This window comes from Polaromonas sp. (genome assembly GCF_041689105.1).
GTDB lineage: Bacteria > Pseudomonadota > Gammaproteobacteria > Burkholderiales > Burkholderiaceae_C > Polaromonas.
Genome location: NZ_JBDNGU010000013.1, coordinates 1 through 16,052, shown reverse-complemented (window position 1 = coordinate 16,052; position 16,052 = coordinate 1). Strand labels below are relative to the sequence as shown.

Here is a 16,052-nt window from a genome sequence, read left to right as displayed (position 1 = left end):
TACCAGCGAGCGCACACCAGCATGACTTCCAACGGATAGTGCAGCCGCTTGAGCACCTTGCGTAGCTCGCCAATCATCGCCATCTGGGTCGTCTCTGTCATGCCGATATTGTCAGGCATGGCTTATTGCGACAAAACCTCATTCATTCGCCTCGCTGGCGCCGCAAGTCATTCCGCGCCGCGCTATAACTCGACACACAGAACGGCACCACAAAATTCAATCCCACCTGCCACAGGTTGATGCTGTGCTGATTCCACAGCTTCTCACCGCTGTTAATCAGGTTCAGGATGCTTCCTACGACCAGAGCGACCTTAAGCGCAGGAACGACGATTCTCGGCTGCGATAACAATCGCAGCAGTGGGCTACGCGATGGCTCGGAATCCGTGGGCTTGGGAGCGATGGAAGGTTTGTTGATGGACATGCGGGAAATTATGAATGAAAGGTGTACGCGGCATCCGGATACTCGCCTCAGTGCTCACGCACCAGCTACGCCGGACGCTCCCGCACCACAGGTGAAAACTTGCTTGTCTTGTTCATTGCTCAATCTTCCGAGACTTGAGTCCCTGACCATACGTGACAGTCCAATTCTCATTTAACGAGTGCAAATTGGGCCTTAACCTCGGCTTCAAAAGCCAGAAGTTTTTGCACGCTTGGACGCATTTCCACTCGCTGCATGTGAGCTACGCAATGGGTGAAGCGCGCCAAATCAGGCTTAAGAAATCCGCTACGACGGAATATCCAATAGAAATACACATCAGCACAACTGAATTGGTCCAAGAACCACTCGCGTCCGGCAAGCATCGTATCGGCAATTGCCAGCATTTCAAATAGCGACTCCGAGCCGAGCGCTTTGACACTATCGGCCGTGCCTTCAATCGCACAATATCGCTCAGGACGGGCCTGCTGGGTGATCTTTGGATGTAGTCCAGCCGCACACCACGACATGATTGAAATCGCCTTAGCCTGCTCGAGCGGGTCTTGTGGTAGCAATCCAGCCTGCGGGAATGTGCGGGAAATCCAGATTTGGATTGCCACGTTTTCGGTCAACGGATACCCGTCGATGATCAACGTAGGTATCTTTCCTTTGGGGTTGATGCGCAAATACTCTGGGCTGTGGTGCTCGTCACGACTCATGTCGATATTGAGGGTATCGAACTCCGCACCGGCTTCGGTGAGCAGAACGTAGGGCACCAGCGAGCAGACAACTGGGCTAAAGGCGAGTGTGAGTTTCATTGGGTTACCTAGAAGATATTGCTGTTAAATGGACAAAGACTGCAGGTTTCAAACGCGTGCCCGAGGTACCGAGTTAGCGAAAGACAAAAATGCGTGTAACTGAGTATTAGCCAACCTTTCCTAACGCACGCAGCACCTTTTCCGGCGTGATTGGTTGGGACCAGACATGGGCTTCAAAAGGTGTAAGGGCGTCGTTTATTGCATTCATCACCGCAGCTGGAGCACCGGCAGTACCAGCCTCTCCGGCGCCTTTGGCGCCGAGCTGACTGCTTTGCGTTGGCGTTTGTACGTGGGCCACTTCGATGTCGGGCATCTCGGCGCTCATCGGCACCAGGTAGTCGGCCATGCTGGCATTACGCATCAGTCCTTCGTCGTCGTATAGGCACTCTTCAAGCAACGCGCCCCCAATACCCTGAACGATGGCACCGCGAATCTGCTCGTCCACCAGCTTGGGGTTGATGACACGACCACAGTCCTCAACCGCCCAATGCTTAAGCAGCTTGACAAACCCCGTCTCAGGATCGACCTCGACATATGACGCCTGCACGCCGTTGGTGAAAATGAACGGGTAGGCGCGTTGGGCATAGTGACGGGTGACCACCAACTCCGGCGAGAACTCCGGTGGCAGCAGATCAGAGCGGTAGTAGGCAATGCGTCCAAGTTCGGCTAGCGACAGCAAGTTGGCCTTGCTGCTCGCGTCGATCACTTCCCCGCGGCGTACGTCCAGTTCAATCGCGTCGCGCTTGAGAATAACGGCTGCCACCTTCAGGATGTTTGCGCGCAGGGCCTTGCCAGACTGCAGCACGGCCTCGCCACCAATGCCCGCGCCTCGTGAAGCCCAGGTGCCACCGCCGTAGGGCGTGACATCCGTGTCGCCCGTGATCACACGAACCTTGGTCAGGTCCACGCCGACAGCGTCTGCCGTCACCTGTCGGTAAATGCCTTCGGTGCCTTGCCCCTGTTCTCCGACACTGACCAGCACCGTCACGGTGCCGGACGGATCCAGGCGCGTGGTCGCGCCGTCCTGCGAAGCAATACGTGCGCCACCGACGCCATAAAAGGACGCGCTGGGGTTGGTCAACTCGATCAGCGCCGCAAAGCCGATGCCGCGGTAAATGCCGCGCTCGCGCAAAGCGGCCTGTTCGGCCCGCAGCGCCGGGTAGTCCATCAGCAATTCAATCTTGTCGAGACAGGCCTGATGCGACAGCGACTCCATCCTGATGCCGCTGGCACCCGTCGCAGGATAGGCATCGTCGGGAATCACATTGCGACGGCGAAATGCCAACGGGTCCATACCAATGCGCTGCGCCGCCAGGTCCACCAGCCCCTCGGTCACAGCACAGGCGATCGGATGACCCACACCACGGTACTGACAAGTCGGCGTCTTGTTCTGGAACACCACATCCAGCTTGGCGCGGTAGTGCTGATGCTTGTAAGGGCCACCGACCAGATTGACGACCTGATTGCCTTCGATCGCACTGGTACGCGGAAACATCGAGTAGGGGCCGACCCCTGTCAGGTCTTCCATGTCGAACGCCAGAATGTCCCCATCACGCGTGGTGGCCAGACGAGCCTTGACACGATGATGGCGCGCATGGATATCGCTGGTAAACGACTCCAGGCGGTCGGCAACAAATTTCACGGGCCTGCGGCACATCATCGACAGGGCCACGGTGGCAAAGTCATCCGGATAGGCATGCACCTTGATGCCGAACGAACCGCCAACATCCTTGCACAGCACGCGCACCGCGGTCTCGGACAAGGAGAATTGCCGCGCGTACAGGTCCTGCATCATGTGCGGCGCCTGGCAGGAGTGGTAGACGGTCAGGCGCTGGTCCGCATTGTTCCAATCGGCGATCTGACTGCGTGGCTCCAGGGTCACACCAGTATGACGCCCGAACTCGAAGGTGATGTCCACCACTTCGTCTGCCCGCGCGAAGGCTTCGTCCACACCGCCGGTATCCAGGCTGCGTGAAAAACACAGGTTATCACCCAACTCGTCATGAATCAGCGGCTCATCCGGGCTCAGGGCTGTCTCGATATTGACCACGGGCGGCAGGCGCTCGAAGTCGACCATCACGAACTGCAATGCATCTTCGGCCTGCTCACGCGTTTCGGCGACGATGGCCACGACCGCCTCGCCCTGCCAGCATGCGCGTTCAATGGCCAGTGGGTACTGCGGCGCAGATTTCATGCCTTTTAGATGTTCCAGGGTGGCCACCCAGGGCTTGCAGACTTTGGCAATATCACTACCGTCGGCCACCATGATCACGCCGGGCATGGATTTGGCCGCATCGGCATCGATAGAGAGTATGCGGCAGTGCGCCACCGGGCTGCGCCAGAACACCACGTGGGCCATGCGGGGTAGCTCGATGTCATCGACATAGGTCCCCTGCCCCTGAACCAGACGGCGAATGCCAGGACGCTCGGAGCTCGCACCAATGTAGCGTTGATCAGTGGTCACCGGGCTGAGAAGATCAGCTACTTTGGCGGGACGTTCGCGGGTCTCGACGGCGTTGACAGCCTGCGGATGGATGGTCGTCGTGCTCATGCGGCGCTCCCTGCGGTCACACGACCGGCGCGGATGGCAAGCGTTTCACAAATGGCATCCACTATGGAGTGATAACCCGTGCAACGGCAATAGTTGCCGCTGATCCACTCGCGCACTTCAGACCGTGTGGCATCAGGCTTGCTCTCCAGCAGCTCTTTGGCGGCCATGACCATTCCTGATGTGCAAAAACCGCACTGCAAGGCGTTGTGCCGCACAAAGGCCTCTTGCAGGTCCTGCACGTCACCGTCCTGGCTCAGGCCTTCAATGGTTCTGACCTTGCAACCGTTGGTCTGTACCGCCAGGGCCAGGCAACCGCGCACGATCTTCCCTTCGACCTCAACAGTGCAGGCACCGCAAACCCCGTGCTCACAGCCCAGGTGTGACCCCTTGAGCCCCAGTTCATTGCGCACGAAGTCAACCAGATGCTGGCGCGGTTGGACACTGCACCTGTGGGCCTGGCCATTCACGGTCAGGTCAATCGTCTGAAGATCAGCCATCGGAGTTTCCTAAAGTCTGTGGTGTGGGTGGATCAGGCGCGGAGCGCCATGCGACTGTGGTGCGCGGCCGTGAGCAGCCGGGTGACCAGCACGGTGGCAAGGTGCAGCTTGGTGCCACCCTCGTTGTGCAGATCAGCCATCGGGTTCAGCTCTTGCTTGAGCGAAACGACAGCTGAAGCCAGCGCGGCGTCGTCAAGTTGCCCGCCCTCAAGCAAGGCCTCGGTCGCAGGAGCACGCAACGGGGTAGCGCCAAGACCCAGAAAGCTAAGGCGAATTCGCGTCAGTGTGCTGCCCTCGAAGCGGGCCGCGATGGCCAGGCCTGCGATGGCGTAATCACCATGGCGGCGCGCCAGTTCGTCAAACCCGAACCAGTCGGCCGTACTCGTGACAGGCACATCCGCGCTGACAATGATTTCGTCGGGCTGAAGATCGGTGGTGTACAAGTCCCGGAAAAAGTCCTTCGCTCCGACGCGCCGCTGGCCCTGGGGTCCCTGCAACACCACCACACCGTCGAGCGCAACCAGGCAACAGGGCCATTCCGCTGCGGGGTCACCATAAGCAATGGAGCCGCCCCACGTACCGGCGTTGCGGATCGCGCGGTGAGCGATGTGCGGTGCTGCAGCGCTCAGCATGGGCGCATGCTCTGCCACGAGATCCGACGACTCAATGCTGCTGTGGGTGACCAGCGCACCGATATGCAGACGGTCACCACGCACCTCGATGCGACGCAGCGCATCAATGCCGCTGATGTCAATCAGCAGAGTCGGCTCCGACAAACGCATGTTGAGCGTCGCCAGCAAAGTCTGGCCACCGGCCAGAATGCGGGCATCATCACCATGCTCGCCTAGCAGCGCCAGGGCGGTAGCGACACTGTCCACCTTCACATAGTCAAATTGAGCAGATTTCATGGCGTCCTTGCGGGTCTGATGTGCGGTGAACCGGGATTAAAAGAGCCGGGCGCCAAGCCACACGCCCAGAGAGGTGGAGGCGCAGCCCAATGCGAACCACAGCACCCGGCTGAACTCACCAGATCCGGAGGTGGGGGCCAGCGTCACCGGCGAAGCCCGGTTCACTGCCACGGCATGCTTGGATGCGGTGGCCGCAGCCGCACCGTCAACCGCCCTTTCTGTGCCAGCTGGCGCCTCGGCAACCGGTTTAGCCTGCGGCTCCAGTTGAAGTCGCAAAGCGCCAAAAAACTGATCCGCCAGCTGCTTGGCGGAGGCGTCCATCATGCGTCCACCGATCTGACCGAGCTTTCCACCCACAGAAGCCTTGACGGTGTAGGTCAGGCGGGTGCCATCCGGCGACTCGAGCAAGGCAATCTGGGAGCGGCCGGACGCCATGCCAGCAGCACCACCAGAGCCTTCAAAGCTCATGACACAGCCTACGTTGGGCACGACCTCTGACAGAGTGACCTTGCCGCTGAAACGAGCGCGAACTGGGCCCACTTTGATCATGACCCGGGCCTTGCGAACTGTGTCGGACTCTTCGATGACCTCCTCGCAGCCGGGGACACAGGCTTGAAGCACTTGCGCATCGTTGAGGGCGGACCAGACTCGCTCTCGCGAGGCGTTAATTGCAACTTCTCCAGCTAATTCCATGGGATGCCTGCACAATCTGTGTATAAAAACCGGCCCGCTTGCGGGTTTGCACTGATGGCCGTATTAACCAACCGTTAAACAATGATATCCATGATTGACAATTTGGTAAATAGAGAAAGCACCCGTGGTAACCCTGAAACCGCGCCCGATTTGAACGATGTGGCCGCCAATGAGGTCCCCGCGCCTGCCAAAAGGCGGCGAATGTCGGTGGAAGATCGCGAGCGCTACATCGTGGACGGCGCCATCACCTTCTTCTCTGAACATGGCTTTGACGCACAGATGCGCGAGCTGGCCACGGCCATCGGCGTGACCCACACCCTCGTGTACCACTACTTTCCTACCAAGCAGGCCCTGATAGACCGGGTATACCTAGAAGTGTTCGTTGGTCGGTGGAAACCCGAGTGGTTAGACCTGCTCAGCTCCAGAAATCTGAGTGTCGAAGAGAAGCTGATTCGCTTTTATGTGGACTACTCGCGCACAGTACTGGTGCGGGAATTTGTCCGCATTCTGATCTTTTCGGGACTGACCGACCGCAGCATCACCGACCGCTTTTTCCAGATGCTTGGCGACGAACTGTTTCCCCGAATCATTCGTGAGACCAGGAGCCATAGAAAATGCAAAAGCCGAAGCAAAACCACTGTTCGCGAACATGAACTACTGATGGGCCTACATGGAGGCATTTTCTACGGTGGCTTGCGTCGGTTCGTCTACGGCCAAGCTATGCACAGCGACAGTCCGGCGATGGACGACGAAACCATCATCGCCGACCGTGTGCGCAGCTATCTGCAAGCGAGTCTTGAGCTCGAACCCCGCGCAAGCGAAGACACCTAACACCCCCCCCTATGAACCTGGTCATCAACCACTTTTCCATTCGCACCACCAACCTGCAGGCCACACAGCAGTTCTATGAGCAGGTGCTGAGCCTGACTGTCGGACCACGTCCTGAGTTCCCGTTTCCCGGGGTGTGGATGTACAGCGGCGACCATGGCGACATCGCGAACGCGGTAGTGCACGTCATCGGCATCGATCCCTTTGACACAGCGGGGCTCGCCAACTACCTGGGCGACCGGAACACTTCGACCCTGCACGGCACGGGCTGCATCGATCACGTGGCTTTTAGCGCCACGGGGCTGGAAGTCATGCTCAAACACCTCGCGCACCTGGACATTGAAGTGCGTGAACGCACTGTTCCCAGCCTGGGACTGCACCAGGTGTTCCTGGACGACCCGAATGGCGTCGTGGTAGAGCTGAACTACCCGGCCAGCGAAAAACTTAGCGCTGCAGCCTGAAGGCGCTGCATGGCACACGTTCTCATTGCAGGCGGGTCCCTAGGCGGACTCATGTGCGCCAACCTGCTGGCGCGCGCCGGACACCAGGTCTCGGTGTTTGAAAAGGCCGCCAGCGCGCTGGATGGTCGGGGCGCCGGCATCGTCACCCACAGCGCGCTGATCCAAGGACTGTATCGTTGCGGCATGCCCATAGGCACCGAGTTAGGGGTTTCTGTCCCGTCGCGCATCACCCTCGGGCAGCAGGGCGATGTTCTGGGCGAGCTGAATATGCCGCAGGTGCTGACCTCTTGGAGCCGGCTCTACCAGATCCTGCACGGGCTCTTGAATGAAGCGCCCGGGGCCACGCTGCATCGCGGGGTCGTCGTCTACGGATTCACTGAGACCGGCACGGGAGTCAATCTGCAAACCAGCACCGGCGACAGCACCGGCGACCTGCTGATCGGTTGCGATGGCCTGCGCTCGTCAATCCGGCGACAACTCTGGCCTTCAAGCTCGCCAGTCTATGCAGGCTACGTGGCCTGGCGTGGGGTGTGCCCCGAGAGCTTGTTATCACACGAGTGCCTAAATACCGTGTTTGAGCGGTTCGGTTTTTGCCTGCCAGCCGGTGAACAGCTGATCGGCTATCCGGTTGCAGGACCGGGCAACCAATGTGCCGCGGGTCAGCGGGCCTGGAACTTTGTCTGGTACCGCGCAGCCGCTTCCGCCCGTCAGTTGGAAACGCTGCTGACCGACGACAACGGACAGCACCATCCCGAGGGCATCGCGCCGCACAAAGTGTCGCGCCAGCAAGTCGAGCAGATGCGAAATGACGCAAGAAACCTGCTTGCACCTGTGTTCGCAGAGATTGTTGAGAAGACCCTGGAACCCTTTTTGCAACCCATCAGTGACCTGGCAACGCCGCACATGGTTCAGGGTCGGGTGGCCCTCCTGGGTGACGCCGCTTACGTGGCAAGGCCCCATGTGGGCATGGGCGTCACCAAGGCGATGCAGGATGCGCTTGCGCTGGAAGCCGCTTTCAGCGAGCACGGCGCAACGCCAGCAGCGTTAGCCGCCTATTCCAAAGCGAGGACTTCGATCAATCGCCAACTCGTGGATCGCGGCCGTTACCTGGGCGCCTATATGCAAAGCTCAGCGCTGGAAGGATCAACGTTGCCTCCTCGAGCAGCAGCCAAAGTGATGTCAGAGACTGCCATCGACCTCGATTCTCCTGTTTTCACAATGATTTGAACCAAATAAAAGGGCGGTGAATGCGCTGTCGCATTCACCGCCCCGTGGTCATCATTCAATCAGCACAGCGGCTGGCCGTTGTAAGTCACCTGCACCACCGGTGGCAGCGCCGCCTTCAGCGCGGCATGCAAGTAGCACGTCTGAGCACCCATCACCAGCAGGCGCTGCATCACCTCGTCCGGTTCGTCGCCGTTCAGGAACAGGTGCGTGTCAGCAGGTGCCGCCATGCCCACCGTGGCGCCTTGCGCATCATGACAAACACCAAACGGGTTGTACTGCACCATACGAATTGACCGCACCTTGTACTTGAGATATTCGGCATAGCGCAGCAACTGCGTCATGTAGCAAAACGATACGCCCGCCGATAGCAGCGCAAGACCAGATGGGGCGGCGGCGCCCGTCATGCTCAGCTCGTCGGTCTGAAAGCCAAAGTGGCTTCCGGCCGGCGCCTTCAACCAGGTCTGCACATCGACCAGTCCCCTGGCGATGTCACTCAGTCGTGACTGTCCCATCACCCGCAGGTCGAATTTGGCACCAGCCGACGGCATGACCTCGGTCTCGACGGGTGGCTGAGGCACCTTGGTGATGATGCCCTCCCGATCTGCGCCATCGGCCAATGGCGCTGGTGCGCGGCTGTAGGCTTTGAGCGGATCACGGGCATAGGCGACCGATGGCAGAGCCTGGAGCACGCTGCGCCGGATGCCATTGACATACAGCGCAAAGGTGCAGTCCAGCGGCGTCGTCATGGCCGCCAAGGCGGGCGACGATTGAACGGCCTGCTTGACCAGCGATGCGACTTCAGCAGGCGGCGCATCGCCATTGAGCGTCAAGCGAACCTGTGCCGACTCAGCGCTCCCCTTGCCGTCGCCTTTGAAGAAGGAACCGCTGAAAGAAAACACATTGTCCAGTTCAAGGTCCACCGAAGCAATCCGGGTGCCCTGACGGTTGGCGAGCCGACTTATCTGACCGAGCAGATCGGCCTGCAGGCCCGCATTGAAAAATCCCAGCGGAAACGGTGCCATGTCGCTGCCCTTGAGGTAAGGGCCTTCGTCGCTGACCAGGCGCCAAGCCTGTCCGTTACCCGACTCATGGACGAGCGCCTCCTTTTGATGGGCCCCCATCGCCCTGGCATCCACTCGCAAGGTAGCCTGACCGGCCTGCGCGTCAAATATTCCGGGACGCTGGCCTTGACGGTCAAAGCAAAAACCCAGTGGCAGGCCGGAGCCTTCAATGCTGTCGAGAGTTTCAATCATGCGCGGCAACTTTTCTTATGGGTATAAAGCGATGACTACTTATTGAACGGCATACTCGACCGGTGGCACCCAACCCTCGGCCTTCAAGTGCTTGATGTAAGCCTTGAGCACGTTGGACGCTGGCAGACCCGTCTTGTCCATGTCCTTGGCCACCTTGTTCGGCCAGTCCTTGATGCCAGTGGCCCAGTCCTTGCGGGCAGCCGGTGTAATTTCAGTGATCTTGGCGCCGGCGGCCTTGAGCTTTTCCAGGCCCTGGGAGTTGCTCACATCAAGTGACTTGGCCACTCGCAGTTCGTACTCGCGACCCACGTCAACGACGATCTTTTGCACGTCCTTCGGCAGCTTGTTCAGGCTCCGCGTGTTGACGGTCATCATCATCACCGCCACCGCACCGAGGTCAATCTTCTTGTAGTTAGGTGCCGGCTCATAGAACTTGAAACCGTTGTAGGCCGAAGGAAACATCAGGAAGCCTTCGAAAATGCCCGACTTCAACGCGTTGTAAGCCTCAGGCAGCGTGGTGGACACACCCACTGCACCCGAGCCCTGCAGCCACGGCAGGTTCGGGCCAGCGGCACCCACTTTGCGACCTTTGAGGTCCGTCAGCTTCTCCCACTCGAAGGTGGAGCCGATGTGGTAGTTGTCAAAACCAGCCAGACCTAACATCTTCTGGCTGTGCTTTTTCTCAAGGTGGTCGGTCAGCTGCGGGAACTCGTCATACACCTTGCGTGCAGCTCGAATAGCCACCTCGGCCTTGGCCGGACCGAAGGGGACCCAGTAGGGGAAGTTATTCAGCGGAACACGGGACAACTCAAAGCACACACACCAGATGCCGATATCCAGCAATCCGGTTTCGACCGCGGCCAGCGTTTCGTTGGGCTTGGCCACGCTGCCGCCATAGGCTTCGGTGAACGTGATCGTATGCCCAGTCTTTTCCTTAACCTGCTTGATGACTTCAGGAACGAAGAATTTTTCGACTTCATACACATAAGGTGACGGCGCGCTGGGAAAGCCGCTGCCGATCCGCAGATTGAACGTGTCAGCGCTGGCGCTGCCATGGATGGCGAAAAGCGTCGCACCAACGCACAATGCGCTCAAAGTTTTCTTGTAGAACATGATTTGTCTCCTCAGTAAGGGTTAAAGTTCAGAGAATCGCCGGAAGCCAAGCCGCCAAAGAGGGCACGAAATACACGCAAAGAGCCAGCAAGAGCAGCATCATCCAGTAGGGTGATGCGCCCCAGAAAACCTGACCTAAAGTCACCGCAGGGTCATTGATGCACCCCTTGACGGTGAACACCACGAGCCCGAAAGGCGGGGTGATTATGCCCGCCTCGATCGACAGAATTCCAATCAGCGCAAAGGCGTAAGGGTCAATCCCAAAGGAGTTGGCCAGTGGTACAAAAATCGGCACCGTCAGCAAAATGATCGACACCGAGTCAATAAACATGCCCAGCACAAACCAGACGAGGACCATGGCCAGCAGCACCACGCCAGGAGTCATGTTCAGACCCATCACAAAGGTCTGAACCGTGCCCCCGACGCCGCTGAGGGCCAGCAGGCGAGAGTACATCTGGGCAAAGATCAAGAGACACATGATGGGCGCTGCCGCCTTGCCGGTCTCGCGAATGACCTCGACGAATCCTTCCCAGCGTACGCCTTTGATGAGCGCCAGAACCAGGGCCAGCAACGCGCCGATGCCGGCACCTTCAGTCGGCGTAAACATGCCCGACCAGATGCCGCCCAGCACCAGGGCAATCATCACCAGACAGCCTCCGGTGCCGATCAGTTCTGATTTCGACAGCGGCGGCAAGTCGGCATCCCTGGACGCTGTCCCTGCATCTGCACCTGCAAGTTCAGGCTTGCGGCCAAAGGCCTCGGGTTTGATGATTGCGTACACGACGCAAAACAGCGCAAACATCAGCGCCAGGGCGATACCCGGCAATACCCCTGCCAGAAAAAGCTTGCTGATGGATTGCTGGGTCAGCACCCCCCACACAATCATCAGAATGGACGGCGGAATCAGCATGCCCAGCGAGGCACTGCCGGCAATACAACCCAGGGACACTGACTTGTCGTAGCCTGCCTTGCACATGGCCGGGTAGGCAATGCGACTGAAGGCAGCCGCGGACGCCACACTGACGCCAACGATGGCGCCGAAAACGGCATTGCCCAGCACCGTGGCCACCGCCAGGCGCCCGGGCACACGGCGCATCAACCGGTTGATCGAGTTGTACAGGTCCAGCGCCGCGCCGGATCGGGCCACGAACTCGCCCATCAGGATGAACAGAGGAATCACGGCGAACACGTAATCTCGAAGTGCTTCGAAGGCGGTGGACGACAAAATGGAGATCGCCACGTCCGAGCTACCCGTGAGCAGGCCAACGCCAAGCACGCTGGTCAGACCGAGCGACACAACCACCGGCACACCCAAAGTGAGCAGCAGCATCAGCACACCAAAACCAAACAGAATCAAAGTGGTGTTAGCCATGTGCGACATCCCCGCGAGCCAGATAGAAGTTACTGGCGCTCATGAACAGAAAGTTCACCGCCGCGATGATGCTCATGACCACCAGTAAGGTACGAATGGGCGCCAGAGGAATTTCGATGGTGGACACATTGCCAGCGAATTCAGAAATGGTCCACGCCTCAATCATCGGTCCCCATGCGCTGTACGCGACAGCCAGGAAGAGCACCGCTCCAAGAATGCAGGCAAAACCTTGCAGTCGATCAATGGAACGGCGGGACAGGTAAATATCCAGTATCTCGGCGCGCAACATGCCGCCATTGCGAATTGCGGAGGGCAACTGAAGAAACACGATCGAGACCACCGAATTGGCAACGATCTCGGCCGTTCCGGAAAACGGCGCATTGAGCAATGCCCTCGAGCAGACGTCCAGCGCAATGACAACCGCTATCGCAAACAACCAGAACGCGGCCGTCATGTGCGCCACATAGTTGAACGTGACCAGACCACGGTCCAGCGACTTGAAAACCTCACGCATGGCTCGACATCTCTGACATGAGGACACCCAAAGACCAGCTCAACGAGGGGCACTTAACTTTGATCACTCGCTCTTCAACCGTCTGTGGCAAAACGCTGCTCCTTCGAGAATAAAAGACTCTTGATAAAGACATCATCAAAGCCCAACCAAGCTTCACCAAGATTCATCGCAAGTTGTTATTTACCAATATGTAAACCGCTTTTTGAATTGTTGAACAAGCGGTAAACAATAACATCCGGACAAACCCTTGGGGTTTGCCAGAAAAGCCTAGCCATCAAAAAGCCGCAGAAAAATACGTGCACTGGTGTGTAGAGATATGTGATTGTGGGAAGTCGCGTGACGGCGGCGATGTGGGCGGCGCGTTACATCGCCGATCCGCGCAGCCCGCTGCTTATCAAGCAATGTGTGGCTGTATTCTTTTTGCGAACCGGTGCGAAAGACCGAGGACAGGGCGTCCCAAATCTCTAAATGATCGGACTTGCACATTTCCTGGGTCGGATGAGCGGCTTTTCTGAGCAGGCTACGCGGTCCGCGTTCTCGCTGCCCTCCCCAGCCCACAAGCTTATGTGCATGAACCTTGCCCAGTTGAGGGCAGGCTCAGGACTGGATCGGGAAGCCATTAATGAAGCTTGCTCTAAGGTGCTGGACGAGCAAGGTGACCGCGCGAGACACATGCAGCGAATACGGGCGAATCGCGAATATCCTGTCCGCAAAAGTGTCCACGGGTCGCCAGTTCGGTAGGACTTCGACTAGGCTGCCGTCCCCAATCGCACCCTGCACGCTGAAGTCCGGTAGCAAGGCGATGCCCAATCCCGCCTGAGAGGCTTCACGTAAAGCCTCGCTATTGTTTGCACCGAACGGCCCGCTGGTTGGGACCGTGACCCTCCCGTGGGACTTTCCGCGTCCGGACCTTGGTTCCATGGACCAGACGTTAGACTCTTGGCCCCTGGGGTAGTGCAGGCAGTCGTGCCCGGTAAGTGACTCTGGTCGGACGGGTATGCCCTTTCGTTGGAGATAGGCGGGACTGGCCACCAGCAGTGACCGAGTTTTGCACAAGGGCCAAGCAACGTGGGTCTCGGGCGGCGAGGTTGTATGCCGGATGGCGAGGTCAAATCCTTCAATAGAAAGCGAGCTGAGCCGGTCAGAAAATTCCATTTCGACCCGGACCGAAGGATTTTTCAGCAGGAATACGGCGATTCGGTGAACGAGTTGCTGACGTCCCAGCGCCACCGGTGCAGTCAGCCGTATCAGCCCGCCGGGTTCTCCCGCGATGTCGCGCGCGCTGTTGAAGCTTGTTGCAATCTGTTCAAACGCGCCGCAGGTCTCGTCGACGAGTTGCTGGCCGGCTTCGGTTAAACGCATGCTTCGTGTCGTGCGTCGCACCAAAGGGACCCCGACGGCCTTCTCCAGTTCGGAAATGTGCTGACTCATGGCGGCTTTGCTCACACCCAGCCGCCTCGCCGCGGCGGTATAGCTACCGTTTTCAGCCAGCACCGTCAGCCCATGGAGATGGGACCACATGGATTCAACTTTTTTTGAAATCATCTGCGTATTGTTCACCAAACTGAACAAACAATTCAACGCTTAGACGTAGCCAAGGCTCGCACACCTTCCTAAACTGGTTCCAGGCCGCCATTCTCTTGACTATCCACTGGACCACATATGACTTCCCAAACCCTAGCCATCCCAGAAATTGCGCACCACATCGGCGGCATAAATGCCCCGGGCCGATCTACACGCAGCCAGGACGTTTTCAACCCCGCCACCGGCGCCGTGACCGGCCGCGCGGCCCTTGCCAATGCCGCAGAGGTTGGCGCCGCCGTCGCTGCCGGTGTAGCCGCCTTCCCCGCCTGGGCCGACACCCCGCCAATCCGCCGTGCCCGCGTCATGTTCAAGTTCCTCGAACTGCTTAACCAGAACAAGGACACCCTGGCCCACATAATCACAGCCGAACACGGCAAGGTCTTCACAGATGCTCGCGGCGAAGTGGCACGCGGCATTGACATCGTCGAATTTGCCTGCGGCATCCCGCAGCTGCTCAAAGGCGACTTCACCGACCAGGTCTCCACCGGGATTGACAACTGGACCCTGCGCCAGCCCCTCGGTGTGGTGGCCGGCATCACGCCGTTTAACTTCCCGGTGATGGTGCCGATGTGGATGTTCCCCGTGGCCATTGCCGCCGGCAACTGCTTTGTGCTCAAGCCCAGCCCGATTGACCCCAGCGCCAGTCTGTTCATGGCCGATCTGTTCCGGCAGGCTGGCCTGCCTGATGGTGTCTTCAACGTGGTGCAGGGAGACAAGGAAGCCGTCGATGCGCTGCTGGTGCACCCGGACGTCAAAGCTGTCTCATTTGTGGGCTCCACCCCGATTGCCAACTACATTTATGAAACCGGGGCCCACCACGGCAAACGCGTTCAGGCGCTGGGCGGGGCCAAGAACCATATGGTGGTCATGCCCGACGCGGACATTGACCAGGCGGTAGACGCGCTGATAGGCGCCGGTTACGGCTCAGCCGGCGAGCGCTGCATGGCGATCAGTGTCGCGGTGCTGGTGGGCGACGTTGCTGACAGGTTGATCCCCAAGCTGGTGGAGCGCACCAAAACCCTCAAAGTGCTGAACGGCGAGAACCTGGCGGCCGAGATGGGGCCCATCGTGACCCAGACCGCCCATGACCGCATCACCGGCTACATTGATGCGGGTGTGAAAGAGGGCGCGAAGTTGCTGGTCGATGGGCGAGGCTTTACCGGCAAGAGCGCCGGCGCAGGTTGCGAGCAGGGCTTCTGGATGGGCGGAACCCTCTTTGACAATGTCACCGCCGATATGAAGATCTACAAGGAAGAGATCTTCGGGCCGGTGCTGTCGTGTGTGCGGGTCAAAGACTTTGCGGAGGCGGTCAACCTGATCAATGACCACGAGTTCGGCAACGGGGTCTCCTGCTTCACGCGAGACGGCAACGTAGCGCGTGAGTTCAGCCGGCGCATTCAGGTGGGCATGGTGGGCATCAATGTTCCGATTCCTGTGCCTATGGCCTGGCATGGCTTTGGGGGCTGGAAGAAGTCTCTTTTTGGCGACATGCATGCTTACGGGGAAGAAGGCGTTCGGTTCTATACCAAGCAGAAGTCCATCATGCAGCGATGGCCCGAGAGTATTGGCAAGGGGGCGGAGTTTGTGATGCCTACGGCCAAGTAGTCTGAATTGCGTGCTGGGCTGCTTCCGGTTCCATGGACACCGACCTAAGCTTCTTGGGTTCTGTCGCAATAGGGTTCTGTCGCAATAGTGAACAAGGGGCGGAGAAAGGTGGCGACGGCGCTTCGAGATCAGAAAGCCAAGCTGTAGAACTGGTCAGCTGCAGACATGGCTTGTCCACCGGGGCAGTGCAACTGCCCCTTCTTGATCATGTGC

Annotated in this window: 15 protein-coding genes and 1 pseudogene; 4 read left to right on the top strand and 12 right to left on the bottom strand. The window is 58.9% G+C overall.

The window, feature by feature from the left end; translation table 11 throughout:
• Positions 1-142: 142 nt before the first annotated feature.
• The 6 genes from nrtS to ACESMT_RS01195 form a co-directional block, all read right to left on the bottom strand.
• On the bottom strand, positions 143-421 hold the full coding sequence (gene nrtS, locus ACESMT_RS01220; protein WP_372824444.1) for a nitrate/nitrite transporter NrtS: 279 nt from the start codon (positions 419-421) through the stop codon (positions 143-145).
• 167 nt (positions 422-588) lie between these two features.
• Positions 589-1,233 (bottom strand): glutathione S-transferase family protein, encoded by a 645-nt coding sequence (locus tag ACESMT_RS01215; protein WP_372824442.1) that lies wholly within the window; start codon positions 1,231-1,233, stop codon positions 589-591.
• Positions 1,234-1,339: 106 nt separating this feature from the next.
• The gene (locus ACESMT_RS01210; RefSeq protein ID WP_372824440.1) at positions 1,340-3,784 is read right to left on the bottom strand and encodes a xanthine dehydrogenase family protein molybdopterin-binding subunit; all 2,445 of its coding nucleotides are present in this window, start codon (positions 3,782-3,784) and stop codon (positions 1,340-1,342) included.
• Positions 3,781-4,281 carry a (2Fe-2S)-binding protein gene (locus ACESMT_RS01205; protein ID WP_372824438.1) on the bottom strand — a complete coding sequence of 167 codons (501 nt, stop codon included), beginning with the start codon at positions 4,279-4,281 and terminating at the stop codon, positions 3,781-3,783. The genes ACESMT_RS01210 and ACESMT_RS01205 overlap by 4 nt, the downstream gene beginning before the upstream one ends.
• 32 nt (positions 4,282-4,313) lie before the next feature.
• Complete coding sequence (locus tag ACESMT_RS01200) at positions 4,314-5,189, bottom strand: xanthine dehydrogenase family protein subunit M (RefSeq protein ID WP_372824436.1); 876 nt, start codon at positions 5,187-5,189, stop codon at positions 4,314-4,316.
• A gap of 36 nt (positions 5,190-5,225) precedes the next feature.
• The gene (locus ACESMT_RS01195; protein ID WP_372824434.1) at positions 5,226-5,882 is read right to left on the bottom strand and encodes a CoxG family protein; all 657 of its coding nucleotides are present in this window, start codon (positions 5,880-5,882) and stop codon (positions 5,226-5,228) included.
• 90 nt (positions 5,883-5,972) lie between these two features.
• On the opposite strand from ACESMT_RS01195, the gene ACESMT_RS01190 reads away from it, so the two are divergent.
• From ACESMT_RS01190 to ACESMT_RS01180, 3 genes are read left to right on the top strand one after another with little or no spacing between them, the layout of a single operon-like run.
• The gene (locus ACESMT_RS01190) at positions 5,973-6,713 is read left to right on the top strand and encodes a TetR/AcrR family transcriptional regulator (protein WP_372824432.1); all 741 of its coding nucleotides are present in this window, start codon (positions 5,973-5,975) and stop codon (positions 6,711-6,713) included.
• Between the two features lie 11 nt (positions 6,714-6,724).
• Positions 6,725-7,171, top strand: a complete 447-nt coding sequence (locus tag ACESMT_RS01185; RefSeq protein WP_372824430.1) for a VOC family protein — start codon at positions 6,725-6,727, stop codon at positions 7,169-7,171.
• A gap of 9 nt (positions 7,172-7,180) precedes the next feature.
• The gene (locus ACESMT_RS01180) at positions 7,181-8,398 is read left to right on the top strand and encodes an FAD-dependent monooxygenase (RefSeq protein ID WP_372824428.1); all 1,218 of its coding nucleotides are present in this window, start codon (positions 7,181-7,183) and stop codon (positions 8,396-8,398) included.
• 59 nt (positions 8,399-8,457) lie between these two features.
• Here ACESMT_RS01180 and ACESMT_RS01175 read toward each other — a convergent pair whose 3' ends face one another.
• The 5 genes from ACESMT_RS01175 to ACESMT_RS01155 form a co-directional block, all read right to left on the bottom strand.
• Entirely contained in the window at positions 8,458-9,651 is a 1,194-nt protein-coding gene (locus tag ACESMT_RS01175) for a hypothetical protein (protein WP_372824426.1), read from the bottom strand.
• A 39-nt stretch (positions 9,652-9,690) separates the two neighbouring features.
• Positions 9,691-10,764 (bottom strand): C4-dicarboxylate TRAP transporter substrate-binding protein, encoded by a 1,074-nt coding sequence (locus ACESMT_RS01170; protein ID WP_372824424.1) that lies wholly within the window; start codon positions 10,762-10,764, stop codon positions 9,691-9,693.
• Positions 10,765-10,792: 28 nt separating this feature from the next.
• The gene (locus ACESMT_RS01165) at positions 10,793-12,136 is read right to left on the bottom strand and encodes a TRAP transporter large permease (RefSeq protein ID WP_372824422.1); all 1,344 of its coding nucleotides are present in this window, start codon (positions 12,134-12,136) and stop codon (positions 10,793-10,795) included.
• A complete protein-coding gene (locus ACESMT_RS01160) occupies positions 12,129-12,650 on the bottom strand; it encodes a TRAP transporter small permease (RefSeq protein WP_372824420.1) in 522 nt (173 codons plus the stop codon). The genes ACESMT_RS01165 and ACESMT_RS01160 overlap by 8 nt, the downstream gene beginning before the upstream one ends.
• Before the next feature lie 597 nt (positions 12,651-13,247).
• The gene (locus ACESMT_RS01155) at positions 13,248-14,195 is read right to left on the bottom strand and encodes a LysR family transcriptional regulator (protein WP_372824418.1); all 948 of its coding nucleotides are present in this window, start codon (positions 14,193-14,195) and stop codon (positions 13,248-13,250) included.
• Between the two features lie 117 nt (positions 14,196-14,312).
• Here ACESMT_RS01155 and ACESMT_RS01150 point away from each other — a divergent pair, with 117 nt between their 5' ends.
• Positions 14,313-15,839 carry a CoA-acylating methylmalonate-semialdehyde dehydrogenase gene (locus ACESMT_RS01150; RefSeq protein WP_372824416.1) on the top strand — a complete coding sequence of 509 codons (1,527 nt, stop codon included), beginning with the start codon at positions 14,313-14,315 and terminating at the stop codon, positions 15,837-15,839.
• Between the two features lie 128 nt (positions 15,840-15,967).
• Here ACESMT_RS01150 and ACESMT_RS01145 read toward each other — a convergent pair.
• A pseudogene (locus ACESMT_RS01145) lies at positions 15,968-16,052 on the bottom strand (IS6 family transposase); the annotation flags it as partial.

Coding starts and splice junctions, on each gene's coding strand:
- ACESMT_RS01150 (WP_372824416.1), top strand. CDS start 14,313: ATGACTTCCCAAACCCTAGCCATCCCAGAAATTGCGCACCACATCGGC.
- ACESMT_RS01155 (WP_372824418.1), bottom strand. CDS start 14,195: ATGATTTCAAAAAAAGTTGAATCCATGTGGTCCCATCTCCATGGGCTG.
- ACESMT_RS01180 (WP_372824428.1), top strand. CDS start 7,181: ATGGCACACGTTCTCATTGCAGGCGGGTCCCTAGGCGGACTCATGTGC.
- ACESMT_RS01185 (WP_372824430.1), top strand. CDS start 6,725: ATGAACCTGGTCATCAACCACTTTTCCATTCGCACCACCAACCTGCAG.
- ACESMT_RS01190 (WP_372824432.1), top strand. CDS start 5,973: ATGATTGACAATTTGGTAAATAGAGAAAGCACCCGTGGTAACCCTGAA.
- ACESMT_RS01170 (WP_372824424.1), bottom strand. CDS start 10,764: ATGTTCTACAAGAAAACTTTGAGCGCATTGTGCGTTGGTGCGACGCTT.
- ACESMT_RS01175 (WP_372824426.1), bottom strand. CDS start 9,651: ATGATTGAAACTCTCGACAGCATTGAAGGCTCCGGCCTGCCACTGGGT.
- ACESMT_RS01215 (WP_372824442.1), bottom strand. CDS start 1,233: ATGAAACTCACACTCGCCTTTAGCCCAGTTGTCTGCTCGCTGGTGCCC.
- ACESMT_RS01160 (WP_372824420.1), bottom strand. CDS start 12,650: ATGCGTGAGGTTTTCAAGTCGCTGGACCGTGGTCTGGTCACGTTCAAC.
- ACESMT_RS01195 (WP_372824434.1), bottom strand. CDS start 5,882: ATGGAATTAGCTGGAGAAGTTGCAATTAACGCCTCGCGAGAGCGAGTC.
- nrtS (WP_372824444.1), bottom strand. CDS start 421: ATGTCCATCAACAAACCTTCCATCGCTCCCAAGCCCACGGATTCCGAG.
- ACESMT_RS01210 (WP_372824440.1), bottom strand. CDS start 3,784: ATGAGCACGACGACCATCCATCCGCAGGCTGTCAACGCCGTCGAGACC.
- ACESMT_RS01200 (WP_372824436.1), bottom strand. CDS start 5,189: ATGAAATCTGCTCAATTTGACTATGTGAAGGTGGACAGTGTCGCTACC.
- ACESMT_RS01165 (WP_372824422.1), bottom strand. CDS start 12,136: ATGGCTAACACCACTTTGATTCTGTTTGGTTTTGGTGTGCTGATGCTG.
- ACESMT_RS01205 (WP_372824438.1), bottom strand. CDS start 4,281: ATGGCTGATCTTCAGACGATTGACCTGACCGTGAATGGCCAGGCCCAC.